The organism is Pseudomonas fluorescens (assembly GCF_902497625.1).
GTDB lineage: Bacteria > Pseudomonadota > Gammaproteobacteria > Pseudomonadales > Pseudomonadaceae > Aquipseudomonas > Aquipseudomonas fluorescens_BQ.
In genome coordinates this window covers 1-21,414 of sequence record NZ_CABVGX010000014.1, presented here as the reverse complement: position 1 = coordinate 21,414, position 21,414 = coordinate 1, and the positions used below count along the sequence as shown (strand labels likewise).

The following is a 21,414-nucleotide window of genomic DNA, read 5'->3' as shown; positions in this document are numbered from 1 at the left end:
ATCCCTTTCTCTGGTTGAGTTAACAGTCTTTGAGCTGGTCGGGCCAGTTATCAACGTCTGAACCATACTGCTCGTATAGCGCAGCCCGCCATCGATCCAGTCCAAAGGCAACGCAACCGGAATGCAGCCAGTGATTTTCGTCGTTGGTGATTTCAAACTTCTCGCACAGCGTGTCCTGGCAATTGTTGAACGACGCTATAGAGCTGGAGTCGCCATTAACGGAAATAAATTCCAGTTCATATTTGGCATCGGCCATCAATTGGATAGCGCCCTTGGTTTTCATGTCGTCGTAGTGGAAAAACGGATCGCGTGCAGTCACGATCTGTCCGTACAGGCCGAGTTCGCAAAAGAGACCCCAGATCTCCTCCATGATCTCCAGTCGTTTTTCTTCCACAAATGCCGCACTGCCCATGAAGACAATTTCGCGCATGGTGAATTCGTTACGGCGAAACCTGTCCAGTCGCCATTGAATCTCATGCCGGAAGCATCGGCCCTTCATGGTGAACACCGCTTGCGACTGCCGCGTTTGCTGAATTTCTGCGTAGCAGTGGTAGCAAACGCAAGGTTGCAAAAAAGCCCCATGGTTCTGAAACAGATCAGGTGCAATGCTCGAAGATTTAGATTCGCGGATGTCTTTGATCAGCGCGTAGTTATGAGGGATCTGGGTGACACCGTAGACGTTTTGCGGGAAATTTTTGTGGTAACCGTTTCGCTCCATTATCTCAGCGGTATAGATTGATGCGTATTCCCGGACATGGGCGCCGTGTCGACCGGCGATCGCGAGTAACAACCTGTCTATAGCGTCGATCAACAGCACATCACTTGCATCGTAATAGCTGGCAGATTTTTCAGGGTGTATTGCGCAGGCGTCAGCCTTCGGTCGCAGTTGTGTTTTCAATATCTTTTGAGGCGAAATTTTCGAAACCAGCAAAGCCTCAATAAGCTCTTCGAGATCGGCGCTGATTTTTTTGCGTTCCGAAAGATCTGCAGTCTCGATGTCCAGCAACGCACAGTGCTCGGACTCGAGATATCTTACGCTTTTGACTGATTCGCTAACGTAGGGGATACGCTCGAGCAATTCACTCAGGCGACCATTCTTGATCCCGGAAGGCAGTGCTGATTTGATTTGAGTGAAGGTGGCATTCGGGATCTGATCTGAAAACATAGTCATCGTTACATCCACCGCCGCTTGTAGGAAATCACGCCCAGTTTCTCTTTCGCCAGAATTTCATAAGTCACATCACGCTGGGGTGGATGGAACTGCGCAGCCTTGATGTCGTTGAAGATGGCGGACAACGGATTGTCGTTCGACAAGCTATTGATGCCAGTGATTTTCATGGCGTTCGAAACCAACGAGTTTGATTCTCGTGCGATTACTTCCTTGGCGATGAGGCTGATTCTGTTAACGGCCAGGTCGACATGCGCATCTGCGGCCATGAAATCATCCAGTGCCATGCAAAAGGAGCGCATTTGCGATTCCATGATTTCCAGGGAAATCAGCATTTCAGCGATTGAGAATTGCACACCAGGGTATTTGGCTAAAACATGATCCCCATTAGGCGGACGCTTGGTACTGACTGTATTAACTGCTAGATCTAGTACCTGACGGGAAATGCCGAGATATACGCAACATACGTTGAATCGGAACAGATAACCCTGCATCGACAGGCTGGCAATGGGCGTGTCCTCGCCGCTGATTACCAGTTCTTCAGGGCAAAAGACATCATCGAATTTAATGCTGTTGCTGTAGGTGTCCTGCATGGCAACGCTGTTCCAGTCTTCAATGACCGAAACCCCCGGCTCCTTTTTATTCAGCATCAGCGCGATGACGCCGAGGTCATCGCCTGAGTAGTTTTCGACCATGCAATACACGGGAAGATAAGAGACGAAAGGCTCCAGGGACACGAATTTCTTCACGCCAGTAACACGGTATCCACCTGCGACTTTTTTTGCTCTGACGGGATAGGTGTCTATATTCAGCTGATCCGGCGTCAGGAAATACAGACCGGGCTCATTGAGCGACCCCATCAGACGGCCATGAGTTGAAACGTCGTCCAGCACCTGGCTGAACTTCGCGCCCTGACGCGCGGTGATTCCCCAAAGCGTATACAGATGCATGGACAGGCTTAGCGCTGAAGAGGCGTCCAGTTGAGCCAGTTTTGCTACGACGGCCATGTATTCATGGGCCGTCATATTCGGGAACATGACTGGGAGAGAATGTATATTTAATTTGACCAACTTGATGATGCGCTCGGCAACAGGAAGTTCGGCGATGTTCAGCTGCCCCAGATCATCCAGAAGTTGCGAAATCTCAAGTCTGATAGTACTCATGCGCTGTGCCTTTTAATAGGTTGCCTGGACTGCTTGGATGAGTGTCCGAAGGTTGCTCTCGTTTCTGTGTCACGCACGGTTGTCCGCAGGCATGCTCTGTTTTTTTATTTGCAGTTGTGTTTTGTTACTTGAATAGCATGCTCAGCAGAACGATGACCAATAGACTTATATAGATAATCGCGTGTGTTCTGTCGGGTATCTTGCCAATCATTGGGCTGGCAAGCCTGATGCCAATTACCGCCCCCAGCGTCAATACACAAAATGCCAGGAGGTCGACGTAACCCAGGTATCCAAAGCCCAAGTCATTACCCGTCACGTGTGCCATCAGTATGTAGGTTGCTGTTCCTGCCAGTGCCACCGGTAAACTCAGCGGGTTAGCCATGGAGGTCGCCTGGGTCATGCTCAAGCCACATCGCCGAAGTAACGGGACCGTCATGACGCTGCCGCCGACGCCGAGCGCGGTCGCCACTGCGCCGATTCCGGTGCCGCCGGATATTGTCGCGAATCTGCCCAGACTTTCGGGTTTGGTATTCGCTTTTTGTTCTATGAAACCGCGCCGAAACAAACAGTCAATAATCGTGATCACTAAATAGACAACAAATGCGATACGCAAAAACTCGCCATCCAGAAGATCCGCCGTCACGGCGCCCGCAATTGCTCCAAGACCTATGAACCCGGCGAGCGGCCAAATATAAGGTTTCAATAACGTGCCGGCTCGTGCGTGGTTTCGAGTACTGATTGACGCATTAACGATCATGACGCAGGTAGAAGTCGCCACTGCAATGTGCATGGCAGACTGGGCTATGACGTCGTCTGCACCATGAGTGGCTGACAGCACCCGATAGAGGACCGGCACGATAATAAAGCCGCCGCCGAACCCGAATAGAACGGTGGTGACGCCTGCAAAACAACCAAAAAAAGCCAGCAGTAAATAAATCATGTCGCCCAATTCCATTAGCAATCGCGGCGTACGATAGAGCAGTCGATTGAGGGCGGCTTGAGCATTCGAGCCAAATATGTTTGAGTTTCGGCCACTTTCCAGTAAGCCAAGCCATGCGAAACATTCCGATCCATCAGTTGGATGCCACCCCCCGCGCAGTCGTTGCAATCGGCTCTGACTACCCCCATGGGTTTTTGCATCCCAGCCATACCCATCGGCGCGCACAGCTGCTCTATGGCGCCAAGGGCGTCATGAAGGTCGTCACCAAGGGGGCCAACTGGATTGTTCCGCCGCAGCGCGCAGTCTGGATACCGCCGCAGGTGGCTCACGAAGTGTTGTACTTCGGGGTGAGTACCCGCAGCCTTTATATCGAGCCTGCCAGCGTGCCTTCATCCAAGATGGACTGCCAGGTCATCAGCGTCTCGCCGCTGATGCGCCAGTTACTGATGGAGTCCGTGGATGTGCCTCTGGAATATGAGGAGGAGGGGCGTGATGGGGCGCTGATGAATCTGTTGCTGCACGAACTGGCCCGGGCGACACAGCTACCTTTGCATATCCCGTTACCGATTGATCCGCGATTATTGCTGCGTTGTCAGGCATTTCTTCAGGCGCCAGACATTCATCAGTCGCCGCAGGAGTGGGCGCGTGATTTACACATGAGTGAACGGTCCTTCAGTCGACTGTTCCGGGAGCAGACAGGCATGAGCTTTGGTCAGTGGCGACAGCGGGCATGTGTCGTCCTGGCATTGGCCAAGCTGTCGGCCGGGGTCTCGATCACACGGATTGCCCTGGATTTCGGCTATGAAAGTCCTGCGGCCTTTTCAACCATGTTTCGTCGAATACTCGGGCAAGCACCGACGGCCTACCTGGAAGACCACTCGCGCTGAATGGATCGAATCAAGTCTCGAGCAACTGCAAGAACCGATCTCGCACCTGAAGGTTGTCGCTGTGCGCGACGTTGAAACGCAGGAACTGACTGGCGTCCGGCGCTTTGCTCAGCAGGGTCCCTGGCGCCAGCACCAGGTCGATGTCCAGACCTTTCCTGGCCAGGGTTTCCGCATGAAAACCTTCCGGCAATCGCGTCCACAAAAACAACCCTTCGTGGGGCAGCGATGACAGCGAGCAACCGGCGTCGATCAGCCAGCGGGTGACCCGGCTGCTCGACTCGTAGAGTCGATCCACGGTGCGCCGGGTGTGTTTGGCGTAGCTGCCGTCGCTGAGCATCGTGCAGATGATCTGCTCCGCCAGCTCCGACGTCATGCCGCCGCAGGCCATTTTCAGGGTGATCATGCGGGCGGCCAGTTGCGGCGACAACACGGCGTAGCTGACACGGCTGTTGGCGGTCAGGGTTTTGGAGAAGCCGGAAACGTAGCTGACGTTGTCCAGCCCGCCTGCGGCCAGGCGAGGAGTGCTGCGTTGTTGCAGGTCGCAATACAAATCATCTTCAACGATGTGAAATCCGTAGCGGTGGCTCAACTCCAGCAAGCGATAAACCTGGGCCGGGGTGAACGAGTGCCCGGTGGGGTTATGCAGCACGTTGTTGGTCATGTAGAGCACGGGCCGATGCACGATCAGCAATCGCTCGAACGCCTCCAGGTCCATACCCTCCGCACCACGGTTAATGGTGATGACCTTGGCGCCGTGCAGGGCCAGATTGGTGTGCATGGTGAAATAACACGGATCGTCGAGCAGCACCGTGTCGCCCGGTTTGACCAGCAGGCGCATGAGCATGTCGATGGCTTGCACGGTGTTGGCCGTGGTGACGATCTGGTCCAGCGGCGCTTCGATACCGATGGCCGCCAGCTTGACCTGCAATGCCTCGCGCAGCGGCACGTAACCGGCGGCTACGCCATATTCGCCCATACGCAGTGAAGTCGCGCGCAAGGTGCCGCGCACGGCTTTCAGCAATTCATCTGCCGGCAGCCACGAAGAGGGTAGAAAACCTGCTCCGGGGCGCAGTGCGCCGGTGTCCTGCAGCACCGCGCGGCGCACCACGCTGAGGGTGTCCTGAGGTTGCAGGTCCGGGCCGGCATCGGTTTTAAGCGTGGTGGAGCGGTGCACGTAATGCCCCGAGCCCTGGCGTGAAACCACCAGCCCTTTGGCGCGCAAGCGGTCCAGCGCATCCACGACCGTCGACTTGCCCACATTCATCAGGTCGGAGAGCTCGCGAATCGGCGGCAGCTTCGCGCCGTGCGGCAGCCCGCCCTGACTGATGGCCGTCGATAACTGGTCGACGATCTGCTGCACCAGCGGCACTCCGGGCTGGAACTCGATCGCGGCGATCACTGCGCGCTGCACCTGCATTTTACTGGTCTCTCCGGCAGTAAACTTCGTTCGATTCTCACCAAACTTGCTCTGATCAGAACAAGCCTGCGTCTCTACCATCACCTTACAGACTTTCCCGATTGTTCGCGCTGGACGCCTGAACAATCGATTTTCCAGAGGTATTGCATGAGCGCTCCAACCACACTGGCGGTTGCCAAACCAGTGATCAACATTCGCTTGTTCACGATCCGGATGATTACCGCTGTGTCGCTGTTTGCAGTGCTGGGCAAAGCTAACGTCTGGCTCGACACTGCCACCAACAGCATCCTCGCCCTCGGCTATCGCGCCTTGCTGTTGTTGCTGCCCCTGACGTTGCTGGTGCTGGGCCGTCGCTCCCTGAGCGTCACGCTGATGTGCGCCGCGCTCGGGCTGGTGTTGTTGGCGGTCACCAGCAACCAGGGCATCGTCATGTTCGCCGCAGCGTTGTTTGCCTATGGTATCGCCATCGCCGGTTACCTGATCAAGAGTGAAGCGGCGCAGACCAAGGAGGGCGCCGCCTACAACCGCGTAGCCATGAACATGGGCAGTCTGGTGGCCGGGTTGATTCTGCTGTCGCCGCTGCTGACGCCCACCCTGTTTTTCCTCGGTGCCGCAGGTTTCGTCCTGCTCTGCCTGCCAATCGCCATGGGCGCGACGTTCACCACGCAGCCCCTGGTTGCCAGTCCTTCGAGCCATGATGGCAGCGGCTGGCGTAACAAGCTGCCGTGGGTCATTGCTGGCCTGATCATGGGCATCAAGCTGTTCGGCGTGTTCTCGATTCTGCCCCAGGCGATTCTGCTGAAAGCCGGCGAATTGCCCGCCTGGTACGGTTTGATGCTGATCCTCAACAGTGCAGTGGTGGTGTTTGCGCAGATGCCGGTCATGAAGCTGATCGAGCGTACCGGTCGCTTCAAGGTGGTTGCGGTGATCGGCATCATCATCGGCGGCTTCCTCGTCCTCTCATCACCGGCCGCTTTTTACGTCGACACACTGATCGGCGCGCTGATCTGGGTGGCATTGCTGTCCCTTGCCGAATGCGCATTCAGCTACCTCGACTACTTCTCGGTCAAGCAGAACAACATGTTCGTCAAGGAAGTCTCGCTGGGCGTTGGTGCCGGGCTGACGGTGCTGGTCATGCGCGTCGTTCCACCGCCTTACAACGCGTTGATCCTGGCCGCCATCGGTGCGGGCGGCATCCTCGCCTGGTATTGGCTCAACCGTAAATCCAACGCGTCACTGCACGACTGAGTCATTGCCTTTGCGTTTTTGCTCCACAGTCCGGAGGCTTCAATGAACACCACGTCATGCGTAGTAGTGGTCGGTTATAACGGCAATCGGGTAGACGATATCCGCAAGCTGCGCGACCTCTGCAAGACACTGTACAACGCTCGATTGATCCTGGTGGTCGATCGCATTCAGCAAGGCGACGATCAAGTCGCCGACCACGTCTGCAGCGCCTCGCTGGCGCCCGAGAGTGTGGTCGACTCCCTTGAGTGGGTCGCGGGCTGCCTGAGTGCCGACCGCTGGAAGCTGATCGGTGTGTTGCCGTTTTCCGACCGCGGCGTGCTGCTCGGCGCGGCACTGGCGACTCATTTCGGCTTGCCGGGGATCACGCCCGCCGAGGCCCGCGCGGGACTGGACAAACAGATATTCCGCCAGCTCGAAGCCCGCTCCACCAGTGCACCGCGAGATTACCGCCCGGTGTTTTCCGCGCGCGTCGAAAGCCTCGGCGAACTGCGCCAGCGAGTGGTCGAGCTGGGCGGCAAAGCCTTCATCAAACCGGCGTGCGAAGGCGCGAGCAGAGGCTGTCGCGTCATCCATCACCCGTCCGAATGCGATGAAGCCTGGCTGGCACTCAAACCGTATCGCGACGGCGGTATCGTCATCGAGGAACTGATCCAGCACGCCTGCGAATACAGCTGGGATTTCGTCGCGGGCAGCACCTGGGTGACCGAGAAAACCACCACCCATGGCGCTTATCGCGCGGAAATCCAGCAGATCGTACCGGCACCGTTGACGGCTGAAGTACAGGACCGGCTCGCGGCGGCCGGGCAGCACATGTCGGCGTTGGTTTCGCTGGACAACGGCGCTTATCACAACGAAGTGTTCCTGCGCCGCGACGGCCTGACCTCGGCCGTCGAAACCAACATGCGCCCCGGCGGCATGCACATCTGGGACCTTGCGCGTCTGGCGTTCGTGGATTTCGATCCTTGGGAGCACTGGGTCCGCTGGGCCGTGGAAGGCCAGTCAGCGGCACATCAGCCGGTGGCTCGCGGCTATTGCGGCATCCGCTTGCTGCGAGCCCCTGCTGGCGGTCTGTTGCGCGCCGCGCCGGACATCGAATTGCTCGCCCTGGAACTGGGTATCGAACTGGTGGAATCGGTGTACAGCCGACGCGTCGGCGATTCGGTCAGCGCTGTGGTGAAAGACAACATGTCGTTCATCGGTCACATCGTTCTGTTCAACGAGCACTACGCACAACTCAGCGACGACCTGCTGCGTCTGGCCGAAGCCGTTGAATCGCGCATTGAAATCAACTGCCTTGCCGTACCGGCACGGGCAGCGGGCTAAGTCTTCAGGAGTATGCGTCATGAGAGTACAAAGAATGTTTGTGCAGAAAATGTCCTGTGATGAGCGCTTCATCGCCCTGGCGAAAGAGTTGCGTTACGACATCTACGGAGAGAACACCGCCGGCGGCCATTACGCGCCGCTGGTGAGGCATCACGATGAGCTGTACATCAGCGGAATGGTGCCGCGCATGAATGGGGAAATTCAGTACCCGGGTCGAGTGGGCATGGAACTGACCCTCAGTGATGCGCAGACGGCTGCCAGTATCAGCGCCATGCGCGGGCTTGCATTGATCGTCGATGCGATCGGTTCGCTGGACAAGATCAAGTCGCTGTTACGCGTCACCGTGTACGTCAAATCCACGGCAGATTTTGTCGACCTCAGCGAAGTCGCCAACGGCGCCTCGGATGTGTTCAGCCATGTACTTGGCGATGTGGGCAAACATACCCGAACCACCGTGGGTGTTTATCAGTTACCGAAAAATGCCGCGGTCGAAGTGGATATGATTGTGGCGCTTCGCCCTTCGGCAATATGAAGGTAAGTGGGGCGGTTTTAGAGGCGTCAGCTGTTGGCCCAGTGTCGAATGTTCAGCTCGATTACAAGCCGGTGTGTGCGCATGAGTGATATTAAAGGTGGATATTTTCCGTATCAGGCGTTTCGCGAAAGTTTGAACCGGCCTCCACTGAGTGCAAGAGTGTGGCGGTGTGACGACCTTGCGGATCAGCGCCGAAGCCTCGAGGCCGGCAATGTCGATATTGTCGCGCTGGCTCATCACAACAGCACCGATGGCTGCAACTTGCTGCCAGGGATGGCGGTGTCCATGCAATGGCTGAAACCCGGCGGGACGCTCAATGGCCATGCGCATGCCTGGTGGCATCTGTTTATTATCCAGTCTGGCAGCGGGGAGCTGACCTTGGGCGATGCGCAAGCGGTCACCGTCAGCACTGGCGATGTGTTACTGGTGCCGGCCTGGACACGGCACGGTTTCATCAACAGCAGCAGCCAGCCACTGGCGATGCTGAACCTGAGCAATATGCCGCAAATGGCGCAACTCGGCGGCTCCGCCGAAGCGGTGGTTTGATAACTTTGGAATATGTTTCGCTTCGGTGAATAAATGGGTGTTTGCTTTGCAAATGCCCTTTTTTATGTTCGCTGATTTTAAGTTCTGTATCCGTCGAAACAAATAATTTCTGTATCTATTCAGCGAAAAGCCAACTCAATACGATCGTTCCCAAGCAACCTCTTGAGAGGTTAGAGCAAAGGAGCGTTCTATGGAAAGTATCAAGCTTGAACTGTATGTTGGCGCCGATTATGTCAGTGCATTTGCCATGTCGGCATTTGTAGCGTTGAAGGAAAAACAACTTTCGTTTGAACTGGTTACGCTCGATTTAAAGGCGCGCGAAAATTATCAGGCCAGTTATCGCGATATTTCCCTGACGTGCAAAATTCCCACGCTGGTACATCAGGGTTTTGCCTTGTCGGAATCCTCGGCCATCGCTGAATACCTGGAAGAACTGGCGCCGGGGCACAACAAACTTTATCCGCTCGACATCCAGCAACGTGCCCGTGCCCGGCAACTCCAGGCCTGGCTGCGCAGCGATCTGCTGGTGATTCGCAAGGAGCGCCCGGCAGACCTCATCTACTTCGGCAAGAAAGACACCCCGCTGTCAGACGACGCCTTGGCGGCCGTGAGCAGACTGTTCTTCGTCGCCGATCGGCTGCTGGAAGAGGGCGCCGGGCATCTGTTCGGTGCCTGGAGCATTGCCGACACCGACCTGGCAATCATGCTCAACCGACTGCTCGCCAATGGCGACCCTATGCCTGCACGACTTACCGATTATGTCCGCCGCCAGTGGGACCGCGACAGCGTTCGGTCATGGATGGACATCGAGCGCGCAGCGCCCTCCATTCAGTAATCACCGTCAGAAAGATTCAGGAGCGTCGCCATGCAGGGACTGTCGGAGCACGAGAGATACAAGCCCTATAACTCACGCACCATTCGCGAGACGCCTTACTGGAACAAGCTGACGCCGGCGTTGCAGGAAGCCATGAACGTCGTTGCCAGGGTCATGCCGTTTCGCACCAATGACTATGTCCTGAGCACGTTGATCGACTGGAACAATATCCCGGACGACCCGATTTTCCGCATGACCTTTCCGCACAAGGACATGCTGCTGCCGGACGAATATGCGTCACTCAAGCAACTGATCGAGACCGACGATGCGGCGGCGATCAAGCGCCGAATTGAAGCCATCTGGCTGCGCATGAACCCGCATCCGGCCGGGCAGCTGACGCACAACGGCGCGCTGCTTGAAGGAAAACTCCTGTCGGGCATTCAGCACAAGTACCGCGAGACCGTGCTGTTTTTCCCGGGTGCCGGTCAGACGTGTCACGCCTACTGCACGTTCTGTTTTCGCTGGGCGCAGTTCATCGGCGAGGAAGAACTCAAGTTCAATGCGCGTGAATCCCAGGAGCTGGTGAGCTACTTGCGCGTGCACACCGAAGTCACCGACGTGCTGATCACCGGTGGCGATCCGATGATCATGAATACCCGTTCGCTGGCCGCTTACCTCGAGCCGCTGCTGTTGTTGCCGCATCTGAACAGCATCCGCATCGGCACCAAGTCCGTGGCGTACTGGCCGCAGCGCTTTGTCAGCGACAAGGACGCGCCGGAGCTGTTGGCGCTGTTTGAAAGGATTGTCGCGGCGGGCAAACACCTGTCGATCATGGGCCACTACAACCACCCGGTTGAGCTGCGCCAGGACATCGCCCGCCAGGCCGTCGAACGTATTCGAGCCACGGGAGCCACGCTGCGCATGCAGGCGCCGGTGATTCGTCACATCAACGACAACCCGGGCGATTGGGCGGCCTTGTGGACGGAAGGGGTACGCCTGGGTGCCGTGCCCTATTACATGTTCGTGGAGCGCGACACCGGCCCCAGCCATTACTTCGCGCTGCCGCTGGCCCGTGCCTTTGAAATATTTCAGTCGGCCTACCGCAGCGTCTCCGGGCTGGCACGCACGGTGCGCGGGCCGTCCATGAGTACCTTCTACGGCAAGATTCTGATCAATGGCATCGATACCGTCGCTGGGGAAAAAGTCTTCGTGTTGCAGTTCCTGCAGGCGCGAAATCCGCTCTGGGTCTTGCGCACGTTTTACGCGTGTTACGACCCTCAAGCGACGTGGTTTGACGAGCTGCGCCCGGCGTTCGGCGAGCGCAGCTTTTTCTTTCAGACCGATTCGTTGGCGACACCGGAATTGATACCGGTGCTGCTCGAAACGGCGTAGGACGATTCATCAGGAGACAGGGAAATGAATGGCATCCCGTTTGATCAGCGAGAAGGTTTTATCTGGCTTGATGGCGAGTTCGTTGAGTGGTCGCAGGCGCGCCTGCATGTGCTGAGCCATGGCCTGCATTACGCGAGCACGGTGTATGAAGGTGAGCGCGTGTATAACGGCAAAATTTTCAAATTGCGCGAACACAGCGAGCGTCTGTACCGCTCGGCGCAATTGATGGATTTCGCCATTCCGTTCGAGCTCGCCGAGCTGGAAAAGGCGAGCCATGAACTGCTGCGGCGCAATCAGGTTGTCGACGGCTACCTGCGGCCTGTGGCTTGGCGCGGCAGTGAAATGATCTCGACTTCGGCACGGTTTAACCGGGTGCATGTGGCAATCGCCTGCTGGCAGTGGCCGAGCTATTTCGACCCCGCCGGGCACATGGCCGGTATTCGCCTGAAAACCGCCGAGTGGCGCCGGCCGCCACCGAGCAGCAGCCCGTTCGAGGCCAAGGCGTCCGGGCATTATCAGATCGCCACACTGAGCAAACACGATGCCGAGAACAACGGCTTTCACGATGCGCTGATGCTCGACTGGCGCGGCAACGTCGCCGAAGCCACCAGCGCCAATGTGTTTTTCGTCAAAGGTCGTACGTTGCACACGCCGCTGCCGGATTGCTTCCTCAACGGCATTACCCGGCAAACCGTGATCCAGCTGGCCGAGGCGCTGGATTATCAAGTCGTCGAACGCACGATTGTTCCTGCCGAGCTGGGCGACTTCGACGAGTGTTTTCTCACAGGCACTGCGGCCGAAATCACACCCGTGCAATGCATCGATCAGCAGCGCTATCGACCGGGCAGTGCCTGCCGCGACTTCATTGCCGCTTACACCACAACCGTCAACGCCTGATAACCGCCAGGAATTTCACCATGTCAGATCAAGGGATCGTTGCATCCAAACCTTACGTTGCACTGGGCCACCGCCACGAAGAGCTGGCGGCACAAGGTTGGGCGGTGCTGACGCCGGACGAGTTTGCCGATGATGTTGTCGGCACACTACAAGCGTTTGGCCGGATCATTCCGCAATTCAACGGGCAAATTGCCTTCGCCATTACCCGCAAGCCGGGCTACGAAGAACTGCCGTATTCGCAAAGCATGAACGGCATCGGCCCGCACACCGAAGCGCCGGTGTACGGGCCGCCGCCGCGCTACCTGGCGTTGCATTGTCATCAACAGGCAACCTGCGGCGGTGGGCACACAGGGCTGGTCGACGGCTACGAGTTTTTGCAATATCTGCAGCGCACCGAGCCCGCGTTGCGCGAGTGGCTCGATGACACGCCCGTGGAGTTCGTCGCCACGGCCAAACCTGGCGAGGCCGCGCAGCGTCGGGTCAAGGAGTACATCCTCACGCCGACCGAGGATGGCGACATTTTCCGCTTTAGTTACAACCAGTTTCACTACGGCGATGTGAATCCGTCCAAGGCTGATCTGCAGCGCTCGAAGGTCGCTGGCAGCTCATCGCCGCTGGCTCGATTCGCGAAGCTGGGCGAAGCCTATTTCGTGCAGCACAACACGCCGGTACTGATTCCTCACGGCTGCCTGCTGATCTGGGACAACTGGCGCATGGTCCACGCCCGCAGTCGTTACAGCGATCCGGCGCGGAACCTGACTCGTTATTGGCTGGCCTGATGCATCCGTCGTGCACTTTTCAATTGGCGTACCCCGCGCGGGTACGCGTCCTACAGGTAACGTGTCATGCAAACAGCAATCGAAATTGCCAGCGTCGATCATCAGCTGGTCGTGCGGCTCAATCAGGCCTGGACCAAAAGGGCCACCGTGTGTTCGCCGGACAAGCTCGCGGTCAGCGAGGCATTCGATCCTGCGCTGGCGGACTATCCGGAGTGCATGGTGCCGTTTTTCCACCATCCGTCATTCCAGGCACTGAGCGATGAGCTCAAAAGCAGCGTGCTGACCTGGGGCTGGATCGGCTACAACCTGCGCACCGTCACCGCCGAGGAACATGTGGTGAACCCGGCCCTGAGCGTCATCGCCAATCAGTACCTGGGCAAGGACGACTGGCATTTTCGCGAGGCGATGCAACAGACGCTGATTGATGAGCACTATCACACGCTCATGCACCTGCGCGCCATCGAGCGAACCAGGGAGCAGCGGGCGCTTGATCAGGATCTGGACCTGCCGCCGTCGGTGACCTACCTGCGTCTGATCGCTTTGCGCAAAGAACTGCCGGAGCAGTGGCAGCGTGATCTGGCGGCGATCACTTTTGCGGTGGTGGCCGAAATCAGCGTCAACGCGTACCTGGATTTGCTCGCGGATGACTACACCATCCAGCCGCAAAACCGTCGCGTGGCCGAGCTGCACAATCGCGACGAATATGCCCACAGCAAAATTCTCGCCGAGGTGGCCAAGGTCATGTACGCGAACATGCCTGACGTGCAACGCAGCTTTTTCGCACGCACCCTGTCGGTGGCGCTGAGTGCATTTGTCGCCCAGGACTATTCGATGTGGGAAGCCATTCTGACGCAGGTTGGCGTCCAGGACGCCGCGCAGATCATCGCCGACACACGGGAGAGCAACAAGAACGCGACGATCATGCGTGACTACAGCGGCCTGCATCGTCTGGCGGAGGACCTGGGCATTCTTGAGCAGATCGACTTCGATTTTCGTCCGACCCTCAAAGCCACTGCAGCCGCGTGAACCGGGAGGTGAAAATGTCCATTCCTGTGTACGAAGTGTTCGCCATCCGTGTCGGCGCCAATGCCCAGCGCACCGCGCGGGAGAACTTTCTCTACGATGCCTGTTGCGGCGATCCAGACGCTTCGATGCCGCTGGATTATTACTTCTGGGTGATTCGCAACGAACAGCGCGTCATCGTCGTCGACACCTGTTTTCAGCCGGCGACGGCGCAGCGGCGAGACCGTCAGATGTATCGCCTGCCGGAAGAATCCCTACGCTTGCTGGATATTGATCCGACGCAGGTTGATGATTTGATCCTGACGCATCTGCATTGGGATCACGCCGGTAATCTGGGCTTGTTTCCGAAAGCGACGGTGCATCTGCAGGAAGCGGAACTGCGTTTCTGCACCGGTCCGAAGATGGCTCATCGCACGGTAAACAAAACCTACGAGGTCGAGGACGTGATGTCGGCGTTGCCGCCGTTGTTCGATGGCCGGATGCGTTTGCACAACGGCACGGTCGAGGTGCTTGCGGGCGTCTCGCTGCACTGTGTCGGCGGACATACGCCCGGCAGCCAGGTGGTGCGCGTGCACACCGAGCGGGGCTGGATCGTATTGGCCTCGGACGCGGCGCATTTGTGGGCGAACATCCGCCAGCGCAGTCCGTTTCCGATTCTCGATGACATGGCGCAGACGCTGGAAGCGTTCAGCCTGATCGACAGTCTGGCCGATGGAGAAAATCATGTGATCCCCGGTCACGACCCGTTGATTGCCGAGCTGTTTCCCCACTGGAATGAAGATCCGCACATCATCTGTTTGCACCGGCACCCAATCTGAAGATTACCCAAGCCCGCAGGAGCAAGCTTGCTCGCGAACAACGATAACGCGTTCCTTCTGAATCACCGCGCTATCGTTCATCGCGAGCAAGCTTGCTCCGGTTGGTGGTGATCAGCGCTGGTTGTTCAGCAGTTGACCCAACGTCGCCAGCGCTTCATCGATCTGCGGTGAATACGGCGCGCCGCAGCCGATGCGCACGAAATGATTGAAGCGGGTGTCGTTGGAAAAGATATCCCCAGGCGAAATCTGGATGCCGGCCTTCAACCCTTCATGAAACAACACCATCGACGAGTACTCGCGAGGCAGTTCCACCCACAGCAGCGTGCCGCCACGGGGGCGGGTGACGCGGGTGCCTCCGGGAAAATACTTCAGGATTGCTGCGCTCATCTGCTGGCGCTGCTGCGTCAGAATCTTGCGCAAACGCCGCAGGTAACGTTCGTAGGATGGCGTACGCATGAACCCACTCACCGCCACTTGCGCCAACGTGTCGCAACCGCGTGACTGCGTGTACTTGAGCATCTCCACCCGCGCATGCCAGCGGCCCGCGCTGATCCAGCCCAGCCGCAGACCCGGCGCGAGGGTCTTGTTCAGGGACGCGCAATAGATCACGTTGTCGGTGCGGTCCCAGTGTTTGAGCGTGGACAACGGTTGGTCGTTATCCACCAGTTCGCCGTAGCTGTCATCCTCGATCAGCACGGTGTTGTGCTCCGCGCACAGTTGCACCAGCCGTGCCTTGTGGGCGTCGGGCATGATGCTGCCCAGCGGATTTTGCAAGTTGGGCATGACGATCAGCGCCTTGATCCGTCCAGGGCCATTCAAAAGTTGCTCGAGGGCGAACAGATTGATTCCGGCATGGGCGCTCGCCGGCACTTCCTGCACCCGCAGGTTCAGGCTTTCGATGATCTGCAATAAACCGTAGGACGTCGGCGATTCCACCGCCACGGTGTCGCCGGGTCGGGTAACCGCGCGCAACGCCAGGTTTATCGCTTCCGTCGCGCCGTGGGTGATCACAATCTGCTCGGCGCTGAGGTGGGTTTTCGCGGTCAACGCCCGTCGTGCGAGCACAGTGCGTAACGCGATGTGGCCAGCGGTTGTGCCCGTTGTGCCCAACAATTGCGGGGCTCGGCGCAGCGCCTTGATCATAGGGTCCTGCAGGGCTTTCAGCGGATAGAGTTCCGGCGCGCAGCAGGCACTGGCGAAGTTGACCTCGATCGTCGCGCGCTGGCTCGCCTTGAGCACCAGCGACACCTGCTGGTGAATGCCCGCGTAAATGTCACTGTCCAGCGGGGGAGGCGGGGCGGTCCTGGGTGTGGCCAGGACGTCGGGTTGGCGAATGTAGTTGCCGGACCGCGGTCGGGCTTCCAGCACGCCACAGTCCTCGAGCTCTCGGCAGACCTGCACCGCCGTCGACAGGCTGACCGCGTGTTTTTCCATCATCAGCCTGATGGACGGGAACCGTTCACCGGTTTTCAAGGTGCCACTGCGGATCGCGTCGAGGTAGTGGTTGGCTAACTGACGGTATAGAGGGGTTGTGTGCATGATGACCTCAGCAATCGCACCACTGAAGTCTTGGGCTGGAAAGTGAGTTGACGCTCCCCGCAGGCGGACCCGTGGTGCTCAAGGGTTGGGGAAAGTAATTCTGGTGCCGGTACGGATCAGCGTAGCGGCGAGGATCAGAATTGACTGCTGAAGGATATGGCACTTTGCAACCACCTTTTGGCAGGTGCACCAGAGGGTGGGGGACGGGTGTCAGAGACGTCGGAGCGCGCAATAAAAAGCCCCACGCTGCAGAGCAACGTGGGGCTTGGGTATTTCTGCGTTATTGCGCGGTGATGCTGTACCCGTCGAACGCGGTCTGCTGCTGCAGCGCGGTGATGATGTTCTTGCGGTTGATCGCTTGCTCGGTCCCGGCATTGTCGAGGAAGGTTTCGCCTTCCAGCTCTGCCTCTTCCCCCTCGCCGACGAAGGTGAAACCGAGGAACTCCAGCGCTTTACGGTCCACGTTCAAGCGCGAGCGCGGCGTGCGCAGCGGCAATGTCACGCTCTCGCCGTCCTTGCTGATGGTGAACACTTCGGTGTCTTTCTTCGCGCGAGCCGCTTTGCTCTTGCCGCTGGTCGGGTTGCTGATCGCCTGATGCGTCTGGTTCAGCACCTTCAACGCCAGCCCGTAAACGATTTCCTGAAACGCCGGGTCGTCCTTGAAGCTGGACAGAATGCGACTGATCGGGAACTTGCTGCTCAAGTCTTCCAGCGCGGCAATGTCCGCTGCTTCGGCGTCTTTGAGTTGCTTGAGTTCGCCCATCAATTCGTAGGCTTTATCGTCGTCGAAGCCGTCATGCGCCTGACGGATCGCGGCGCGCAGTTCGCGGATCTGCTCGCTCTCACGGGTGGACTGGAACGCGTCCAGGACCATCTCGCTGATGGTCTTGGCCTGTGGCGCGTGCTGTGAAAGATTGATGGAGTTTTCGTATTCCGCTTTGGACGACAGGGTAACTATGGATTCGGCGGTATTGGAATCGGACATTGAAATTTCACTACTTCTTTTAACTTGAGTTGAGGCGATAAAGCCTTCGGCCTTTTCAGGGCGCCTAATCTATTGGACCTTCGCGGCGTTGTCACGAATCAATGACCCTCACGCCGAAATCACATTCTTGCCCGCGACTTTCGATCGAAACAGTGCCTGATCGGCTCTGGCGAGCAGTCGTTGATTGCTTTGAAGTCGTCGATGTCCATGGCGATCAGCGCCAGCGGCTGGCGGATACGCTGAGCACGGTCGCATTCCTGCGGCAGGGCTTTGCTCAAGAGGTAACGGTTGGCGATCGACGTCAACGCGCTGAAAATCAAAGATCCAAAGATCGCAGCCTTCGGCAGCTCCTACAGGGTTGATGTACCCAGGGGTATCTTCATCTGATCGCGACCCATTCGTCACACATCCTCATCAGGCGCCACCATCCGCGTCTTCGGCGAGCCATCCGCGTTCAGCTGATAAATCTCCCGCGGCTGGCCTTTTTCATTAAAGAACACCTGCCCGACACCTGCAGAATTCCACAGCCGTTCACCCGCTTCAGCATGCTCGGGAACGTGCGGGACGATGCGCATCCGTCGGCGTTTGGTCAGCCAGTTGAGCGGCGAGCGGGGCGAATACAGCCAGCGGTTGAGCCGGTCGAACCATTCGAGCAGGCTCGGCGGGAATTCGTTTTTGATGCCGCTGCTGGTGACCTGCCAGATTCTCGGGCCGGCCGTGCGATGGCGGATCAATACCTCGTAGACGAACGAATAATGCACATCGCCGGACAGCACCACGTAATTCCCTGGCGTTCGCGAGTGTCGGAAAATGTTCAGGATCACCTGCGCTGCGCCGCGATGGGCCATCCAGTTTTCTGCGTCCACCAGCAATGGAAAACCGAACCAGCTGAACACTCGTTGCACCGTTTCAATCAGCTTGACGCCAAATACCGGCGCGGGCGAAACGATGATTGCAGAAGGGTGATCGAGCAGCTCCTGCTGCAGTTCGCTGAGCGCTTCCCAGTCGAGCAAACCCGACGGTTGCTTCAACGTCATTTCACTGCGCCAGCGCCGGGTGCGGGTGTCGAGTACGACGATGGCCGGGCTGGTCGGCAGCACGTAATGCCAGCGCTGAAACTTCAGCAGATCATCGATCAGCTCGTCCTGCACCGGGCTATCAAGATAGCGATCATCCCCGGTCGAAATCAGTCCGGCGGTCTTCTTCAGCAGCGTGCCGAACGCATCCGGATTGTTGCCCCAGGCCTGACACAACATATAAGCAATCAGCGCATTGCCGATGATGCGTTTGGAGAACGGGTGGCCGTAGGCCGTTTCCTCCCATTGCGCGGAAAGATTCCAGTCATCCGTAATATCGTGGTCATCGAAAATCATCAGGCACGGGATGTGCGCAAAGGCCCGAGCCACGCCCGGCAGCCCGGCCTTGAAGCCGTCGATACGGGTCTGCTCCAGCGCATAACGCTCGCGCCGTTCGGGAATCAGTTTTGGCGGCTTCGGAGCGATCAATGTCCATGGTGTCGGCGACCACACCAGAAAGTACATGGCCATGACTTCGGCAAACGTCACCAGGTGATTGTCGGCGCTGCTGCTGGTGAAAATCGGCTTGCGGGCACCGCCGAAAAATCGCTCACGCAACGTCTCATTACCTTGCAGCGCCGGTAACAAATCTGCACGGTGGTAATAACTGGCGGCATGTTCGTAAAGTTTGGCGCTGTCGCTCACGACGGCCCCTTCAAGGTGCTCCTCGAACAGGCCGAGCCGCTCGATCAGGGCATGGATCGCGCGCAACGTCGGGCCGGCAACATCGTCGGCGTACACCTGATCGCCGCTCATCATCAACAACGCCGGTCGATCTTTCGCTTCATGCTCTGCCGCCAGCAAACGGTCCACACACAGCAAACCATCAGGCGCAGGGAAGTGCGGTTTGCGGCAGGAACCGTGCAGCAGCTGGTCGATTTTTGAGCGAATAACCAGATTGGGCGAGCGCGCTTCGCCGTACAACAGATGCGGCGCCCATTCGGCGATACCCGTCGCACCGTCATCAATCAGCAGGTCGTACTCGATCAGCGTATCGCAGGGCAGGGCGGTCGCCAGCGGCACATCGATCAAATGAACAAACGCATGCGCGCCCACCGCAATGACCGTGCACTGCCCGGCATCCAGGCGCATGTCGTCACGGTTTTGCAGACGTAACGTCAGCGACAACCCCCGCGACCCTACCAGCCACAACACCAGCCGCGCAGGCTCAAGGCGCCGCAACAGCGGCCCGACCAGGACGGGAGGAAGAGGTTGCGAGGCGTCGGGGAGTGGTGAAGACATGGACATCCGGGTTCAGGTTGCGGAGAAGCGCGCAATAATAACTCAGCTGATGTCAATGAATTGCAACTTGCCCAGGATCATTCAACGTTGGGTCGATCGTCACTGACCACCTCCAACTCCCCATTCGCCACAAGCCAGCGAAACACATCGCTCACCATCACCGTGTGACTGCGCTCTATCCAGCGCACCAGCGCCGGGCCGTAATGTTCGGTGTAGCGGCTGAGCACCAATTGGCGACAGTCTGGCGATAGACGCAGGGTGATTTCCCGGCAACGCAGGTCAGCCGGGCCCTGCCAGGCGACCCTTTGCTGCAGAACCAGACTTTGCTGTTCAGAACCCATCGGCCGGTGCTCCTGTGCACTGTGGTTGGGTGTCATCCGCTGAGCCTTGTTTGCCGTTGGCAACGAAAGCTGCGCGATGCTCGGCCACCACGTTGCGCAAGGCGCTGTAATAGTCCGGCAGTTTTTGCAGGCTGTCGGTCATCGGCAGGGCTTCTGCGCGACCGTCAATGATGCCGCCGACGGTGTTGATCGTGGACAGCGTCTCGACGGTGTCGCTGTTGCTGCCCAGCGGGTCGACCATAAAACTCAGCACCCGTCCGGCCGCATCACGGCTGTTGGAGGTGCCGAATAATGGCAACTCGAGAATCGGTCCGTTACCGATGCCCCACACGCCGAACGTCTGGCCAAAGTCCGCCTCGTGGCGCGGTATGCCGGCAATGCTCGAGACGTCGATCAAGCCGAGCACGCCGACCGTGGTGTTAAGCGCGAAGCGTCCCAGCGTGTTGACCGAACGCATTGGGTTGCCTTGCAGCACGTCGTTGATGAAGACCTTTGGCTCACCGAAGTTCTCGACGAAGTTATGCACACCCGTCTGGAAAAAGTTCGGCAAGTAGCGATAGCCGCGGGCGACCGGTGCCAGGGCGTAATCGTCAACGACTCGGTTAAAGGCGAAGACCCCACGATTGAGCGGTTCCACCGGGTCGTACACCGAATAGGCAATGTCGGCGCAATTGACCTGCGTATCCGACGGCGCCTGGCTGCTGCAACCCGCCAGTCCTGCAACCATCATCACAATCGAAGTGTTTCGGGCCAGCCAGGGAGCACATTTGAAAGGCAGCATGGACGCAAATCTCGGGTGGGAGGAAGTTGCGGATGTTGGGCCCCAAGGCTTGCGCGAAGATATCCGGTTTATTGCATCGCTGACGCTTTATTGCAGTGTTGAAATATATGACGCGACGCCGTTAATGGTTTTAGATGACGCTTCCATTCGGCCCTCAAGTGACCTTCGGTGAACAGCCTTTTAATTGTTGATGACGACCTCGAAGTTCTCGATCTGCTGAAAAAGTTCTTCGTGCAGCACGGCTACAGTGTCGCCGTCGCCACCGACGGCGCGTCGCTGTGGGCGGCCATCGAGGGCCAGCCGCCGGACCTGATCATTCTTGACGTGATGTTGCCCGGCGACAGCGGACTGGTCCTGTGCCAGCAATTGTGCATTCGCCACGCCATACCCGTAATCATGCTCACCGCCATGGGCGAGCTCAGTGATCGGGTTGTGGGCCTTGAGCTCGGCGCCGACGATTATCTGACCAAACCTTTCGACGCCCGCGAACTGCTGGCCCGCGT

General features: G+C 58.1%; 21 protein-coding genes and 1 pseudogene. 12 read left to right on the top strand and 10 right to left on the bottom strand.

Going from position 1 to position 21,414, the window contains the following annotated elements:
• Nucleotides 1–19: 19 nt before the first annotated feature.
• The 3 genes from F8N12_RS10795 to F8N12_RS10785 form a co-directional block, all read right to left on the bottom strand.
• Nucleotides 20–1,171: an aminoacyl--tRNA ligase-related protein gene (locus F8N12_RS10795; protein WP_150580419.1), complete on the bottom strand. Its 1,152-nt coding sequence runs from the start codon at nucleotides 1,169–1,171 to the stop codon at nucleotides 20–22.
• A gap of 2 nt (nucleotides 1,172–1,173) precedes the next feature.
• Entirely contained in the window at nucleotides 1,174–2,331 is a 1,158-nt protein-coding gene (locus F8N12_RS10790; RefSeq protein WP_150580418.1) for an acyl-CoA dehydrogenase family protein, read from the bottom strand.
• A 124-nt stretch (nucleotides 2,332–2,455) separates the two neighbouring features.
• The gene (locus F8N12_RS10785; RefSeq protein ID WP_150580417.1) at nucleotides 2,456–3,271 is read right to left on the bottom strand and encodes a sulfite exporter TauE/SafE family protein; all 816 of its coding nucleotides are present in this window, start codon (nucleotides 3,269–3,271) and stop codon (nucleotides 2,456–2,458) included.
• 113 nt (nucleotides 3,272–3,384) lie between these two features.
• On the opposite strand from F8N12_RS10785, the gene F8N12_RS10780 reads away from it, so the two are divergent.
• A complete protein-coding gene (locus F8N12_RS10780) occupies nucleotides 3,385–4,158 on the top strand; it encodes an AraC family transcriptional regulator (RefSeq protein ID WP_150580416.1) in 774 nt (257 codons plus the stop codon).
• Between the two features lie 10 nt (nucleotides 4,159–4,168).
• Here F8N12_RS10780 and F8N12_RS10775 read toward each other — a convergent pair whose 3' ends face one another.
• Nucleotides 4,169–5,575, bottom strand: coding sequence for a PLP-dependent aminotransferase family protein (locus F8N12_RS10775; RefSeq protein ID WP_150580415.1), 1,407 nt, complete (start codon nucleotides 5,573–5,575; stop codon nucleotides 4,169–4,171).
• A gap of 147 nt (nucleotides 5,576–5,722) precedes the next feature.
• Here F8N12_RS10775 and F8N12_RS10770 point away from each other — a divergent pair, with 147 nt between their 5' ends.
• The 10 genes from F8N12_RS10770 (at nucleotide 5,723) to F8N12_RS10725 (ending at nucleotide 14,947) form a co-directional block, all read left to right on the top strand.
• Nucleotides 5,723–6,823, top strand: a complete 1,101-nt coding sequence (locus F8N12_RS10770; RefSeq protein WP_150580414.1) for a hypothetical protein — start codon at nucleotides 5,723–5,725, stop codon at nucleotides 6,821–6,823.
• Nucleotides 6,824–6,865: 42 nt separating this feature from the next.
• Entirely contained in the window at nucleotides 6,866–8,146 is a 1,281-nt protein-coding gene (locus F8N12_RS10765; RefSeq protein ID WP_150580413.1) for an ATP-grasp domain-containing protein, read from the top strand.
• A gap of 34 nt (nucleotides 8,147–8,180) precedes the next feature.
• Nucleotides 8,181–8,678 (top strand): RidA family protein, encoded by a 498-nt coding sequence (locus F8N12_RS10760; protein WP_150580499.1) that lies wholly within the window; start codon nucleotides 8,181–8,183, stop codon nucleotides 8,676–8,678.
• A gap of 81 nt (nucleotides 8,679–8,759) precedes the next feature.
• Nucleotides 8,760–9,224, top strand: coding sequence for a cupin domain-containing protein (locus tag F8N12_RS10755; RefSeq protein WP_150580412.1), 465 nt, complete (start codon nucleotides 8,760–8,762; stop codon nucleotides 9,222–9,224).
• Between the two features lie 190 nt (nucleotides 9,225–9,414).
• Complete coding sequence (gene yfcF, locus F8N12_RS10750; RefSeq protein ID WP_150580411.1) at nucleotides 9,415–10,059, top strand: glutathione transferase; 645 nt, start codon at nucleotides 9,415–9,417, stop codon at nucleotides 10,057–10,059.
• A gap of 30 nt (nucleotides 10,060–10,089) precedes the next feature.
• Complete coding sequence (locus F8N12_RS10745) at nucleotides 10,090–11,430, top strand: KamA family radical SAM protein (protein WP_150580410.1); 1,341 nt, start codon at nucleotides 10,090–10,092, stop codon at nucleotides 11,428–11,430.
• Nucleotides 11,431–11,454: 24 nt separating this feature from the next.
• Complete coding sequence (locus F8N12_RS10740; protein ID WP_150580409.1) at nucleotides 11,455–12,327, top strand: branched-chain amino acid aminotransferase; 873 nt, start codon at nucleotides 11,455–11,457, stop codon at nucleotides 12,325–12,327.
• 20 nt (nucleotides 12,328–12,347) lie between these two features.
• Nucleotides 12,348–13,106, top strand: coding sequence for a TauD/TfdA family dioxygenase (locus tag F8N12_RS10735; protein ID WP_150580408.1), 759 nt, complete (start codon nucleotides 12,348–12,350; stop codon nucleotides 13,104–13,106).
• Nucleotides 13,107–13,172: 66 nt separating this feature from the next.
• The gene (locus F8N12_RS10730) at nucleotides 13,173–14,132 is read left to right on the top strand and encodes a diiron oxygenase (protein WP_150580407.1); all 960 of its coding nucleotides are present in this window, start codon (nucleotides 13,173–13,175) and stop codon (nucleotides 14,130–14,132) included.
• 14 nt (nucleotides 14,133–14,146) lie between these two features.
• The gene (locus F8N12_RS10725) at nucleotides 14,147–14,947 is read left to right on the top strand and encodes an N-acyl homoserine lactonase family protein (RefSeq protein WP_150580406.1); all 801 of its coding nucleotides are present in this window, start codon (nucleotides 14,147–14,149) and stop codon (nucleotides 14,945–14,947) included.
• A 111-nt stretch (nucleotides 14,948–15,058) separates the two neighbouring features.
• Here F8N12_RS10725 and F8N12_RS10720 read toward each other — a convergent pair whose 3' ends face one another.
• The 6 genes and pseudogenes from F8N12_RS10720 to F8N12_RS10695 all read right to left on the bottom strand — a co-directional run bounded on the left by F8N12_RS10720 (nucleotide 15,059) and on the right by F8N12_RS10695 (nucleotide 20,911).
• Nucleotides 15,059–16,486 carry a PLP-dependent aminotransferase family protein gene (locus F8N12_RS10720; RefSeq protein ID WP_150580405.1) on the bottom strand — a complete coding sequence of 476 codons (1,428 nt, stop codon included), beginning with the start codon at nucleotides 16,484–16,486 and terminating at the stop codon, nucleotides 15,059–15,061.
• A 280-nt stretch (nucleotides 16,487–16,766) separates the two neighbouring features.
• Nucleotides 16,767–17,471, bottom strand: a complete 705-nt coding sequence (locus F8N12_RS10715) for a hypothetical protein (RefSeq protein ID WP_150580404.1) — start codon at nucleotides 17,469–17,471, stop codon at nucleotides 16,767–16,769.
• A gap of 176 nt (nucleotides 17,472–17,647) precedes the next feature.
• Nucleotides 17,648–17,776, bottom strand: a pseudogene (locus tag F8N12_RS10710) (diguanylate cyclase domain-containing protein); the annotation flags it as partial.
• A 96-nt stretch (nucleotides 17,777–17,872) separates the two neighbouring features.
• Complete coding sequence (locus F8N12_RS10705) at nucleotides 17,873–19,795, bottom strand: alkaline phosphatase D family protein (RefSeq protein WP_150580403.1); 1,923 nt, start codon at nucleotides 19,793–19,795, stop codon at nucleotides 17,873–17,875.
• A 71-nt stretch (nucleotides 19,796–19,866) separates the two neighbouring features.
• On the bottom strand, nucleotides 19,867–20,130 hold the full coding sequence (locus F8N12_RS10700) for a hypothetical protein (protein ID WP_150580402.1): 264 nt from the start codon (nucleotides 20,128–20,130) through the stop codon (nucleotides 19,867–19,869).
• Entirely contained in the window at nucleotides 20,120–20,911 is a 792-nt protein-coding gene (locus tag F8N12_RS10695; protein ID WP_150580401.1) for a VacJ family lipoprotein, read from the bottom strand. Before F8N12_RS10695 ends, F8N12_RS10700 begins: the two co-directional genes overlap by 11 nt.
• 168 nt (nucleotides 20,912–21,079) lie before the next feature.
• Between F8N12_RS10695 and F8N12_RS10690 the strand changes: the two genes are divergently transcribed.
• A partial coding sequence (locus F8N12_RS10690; RefSeq protein ID WP_150580400.1) for a response regulator transcription factor occupies nucleotides 21,080–21,414 on the top strand: 335 nt, incomplete at its 3' end.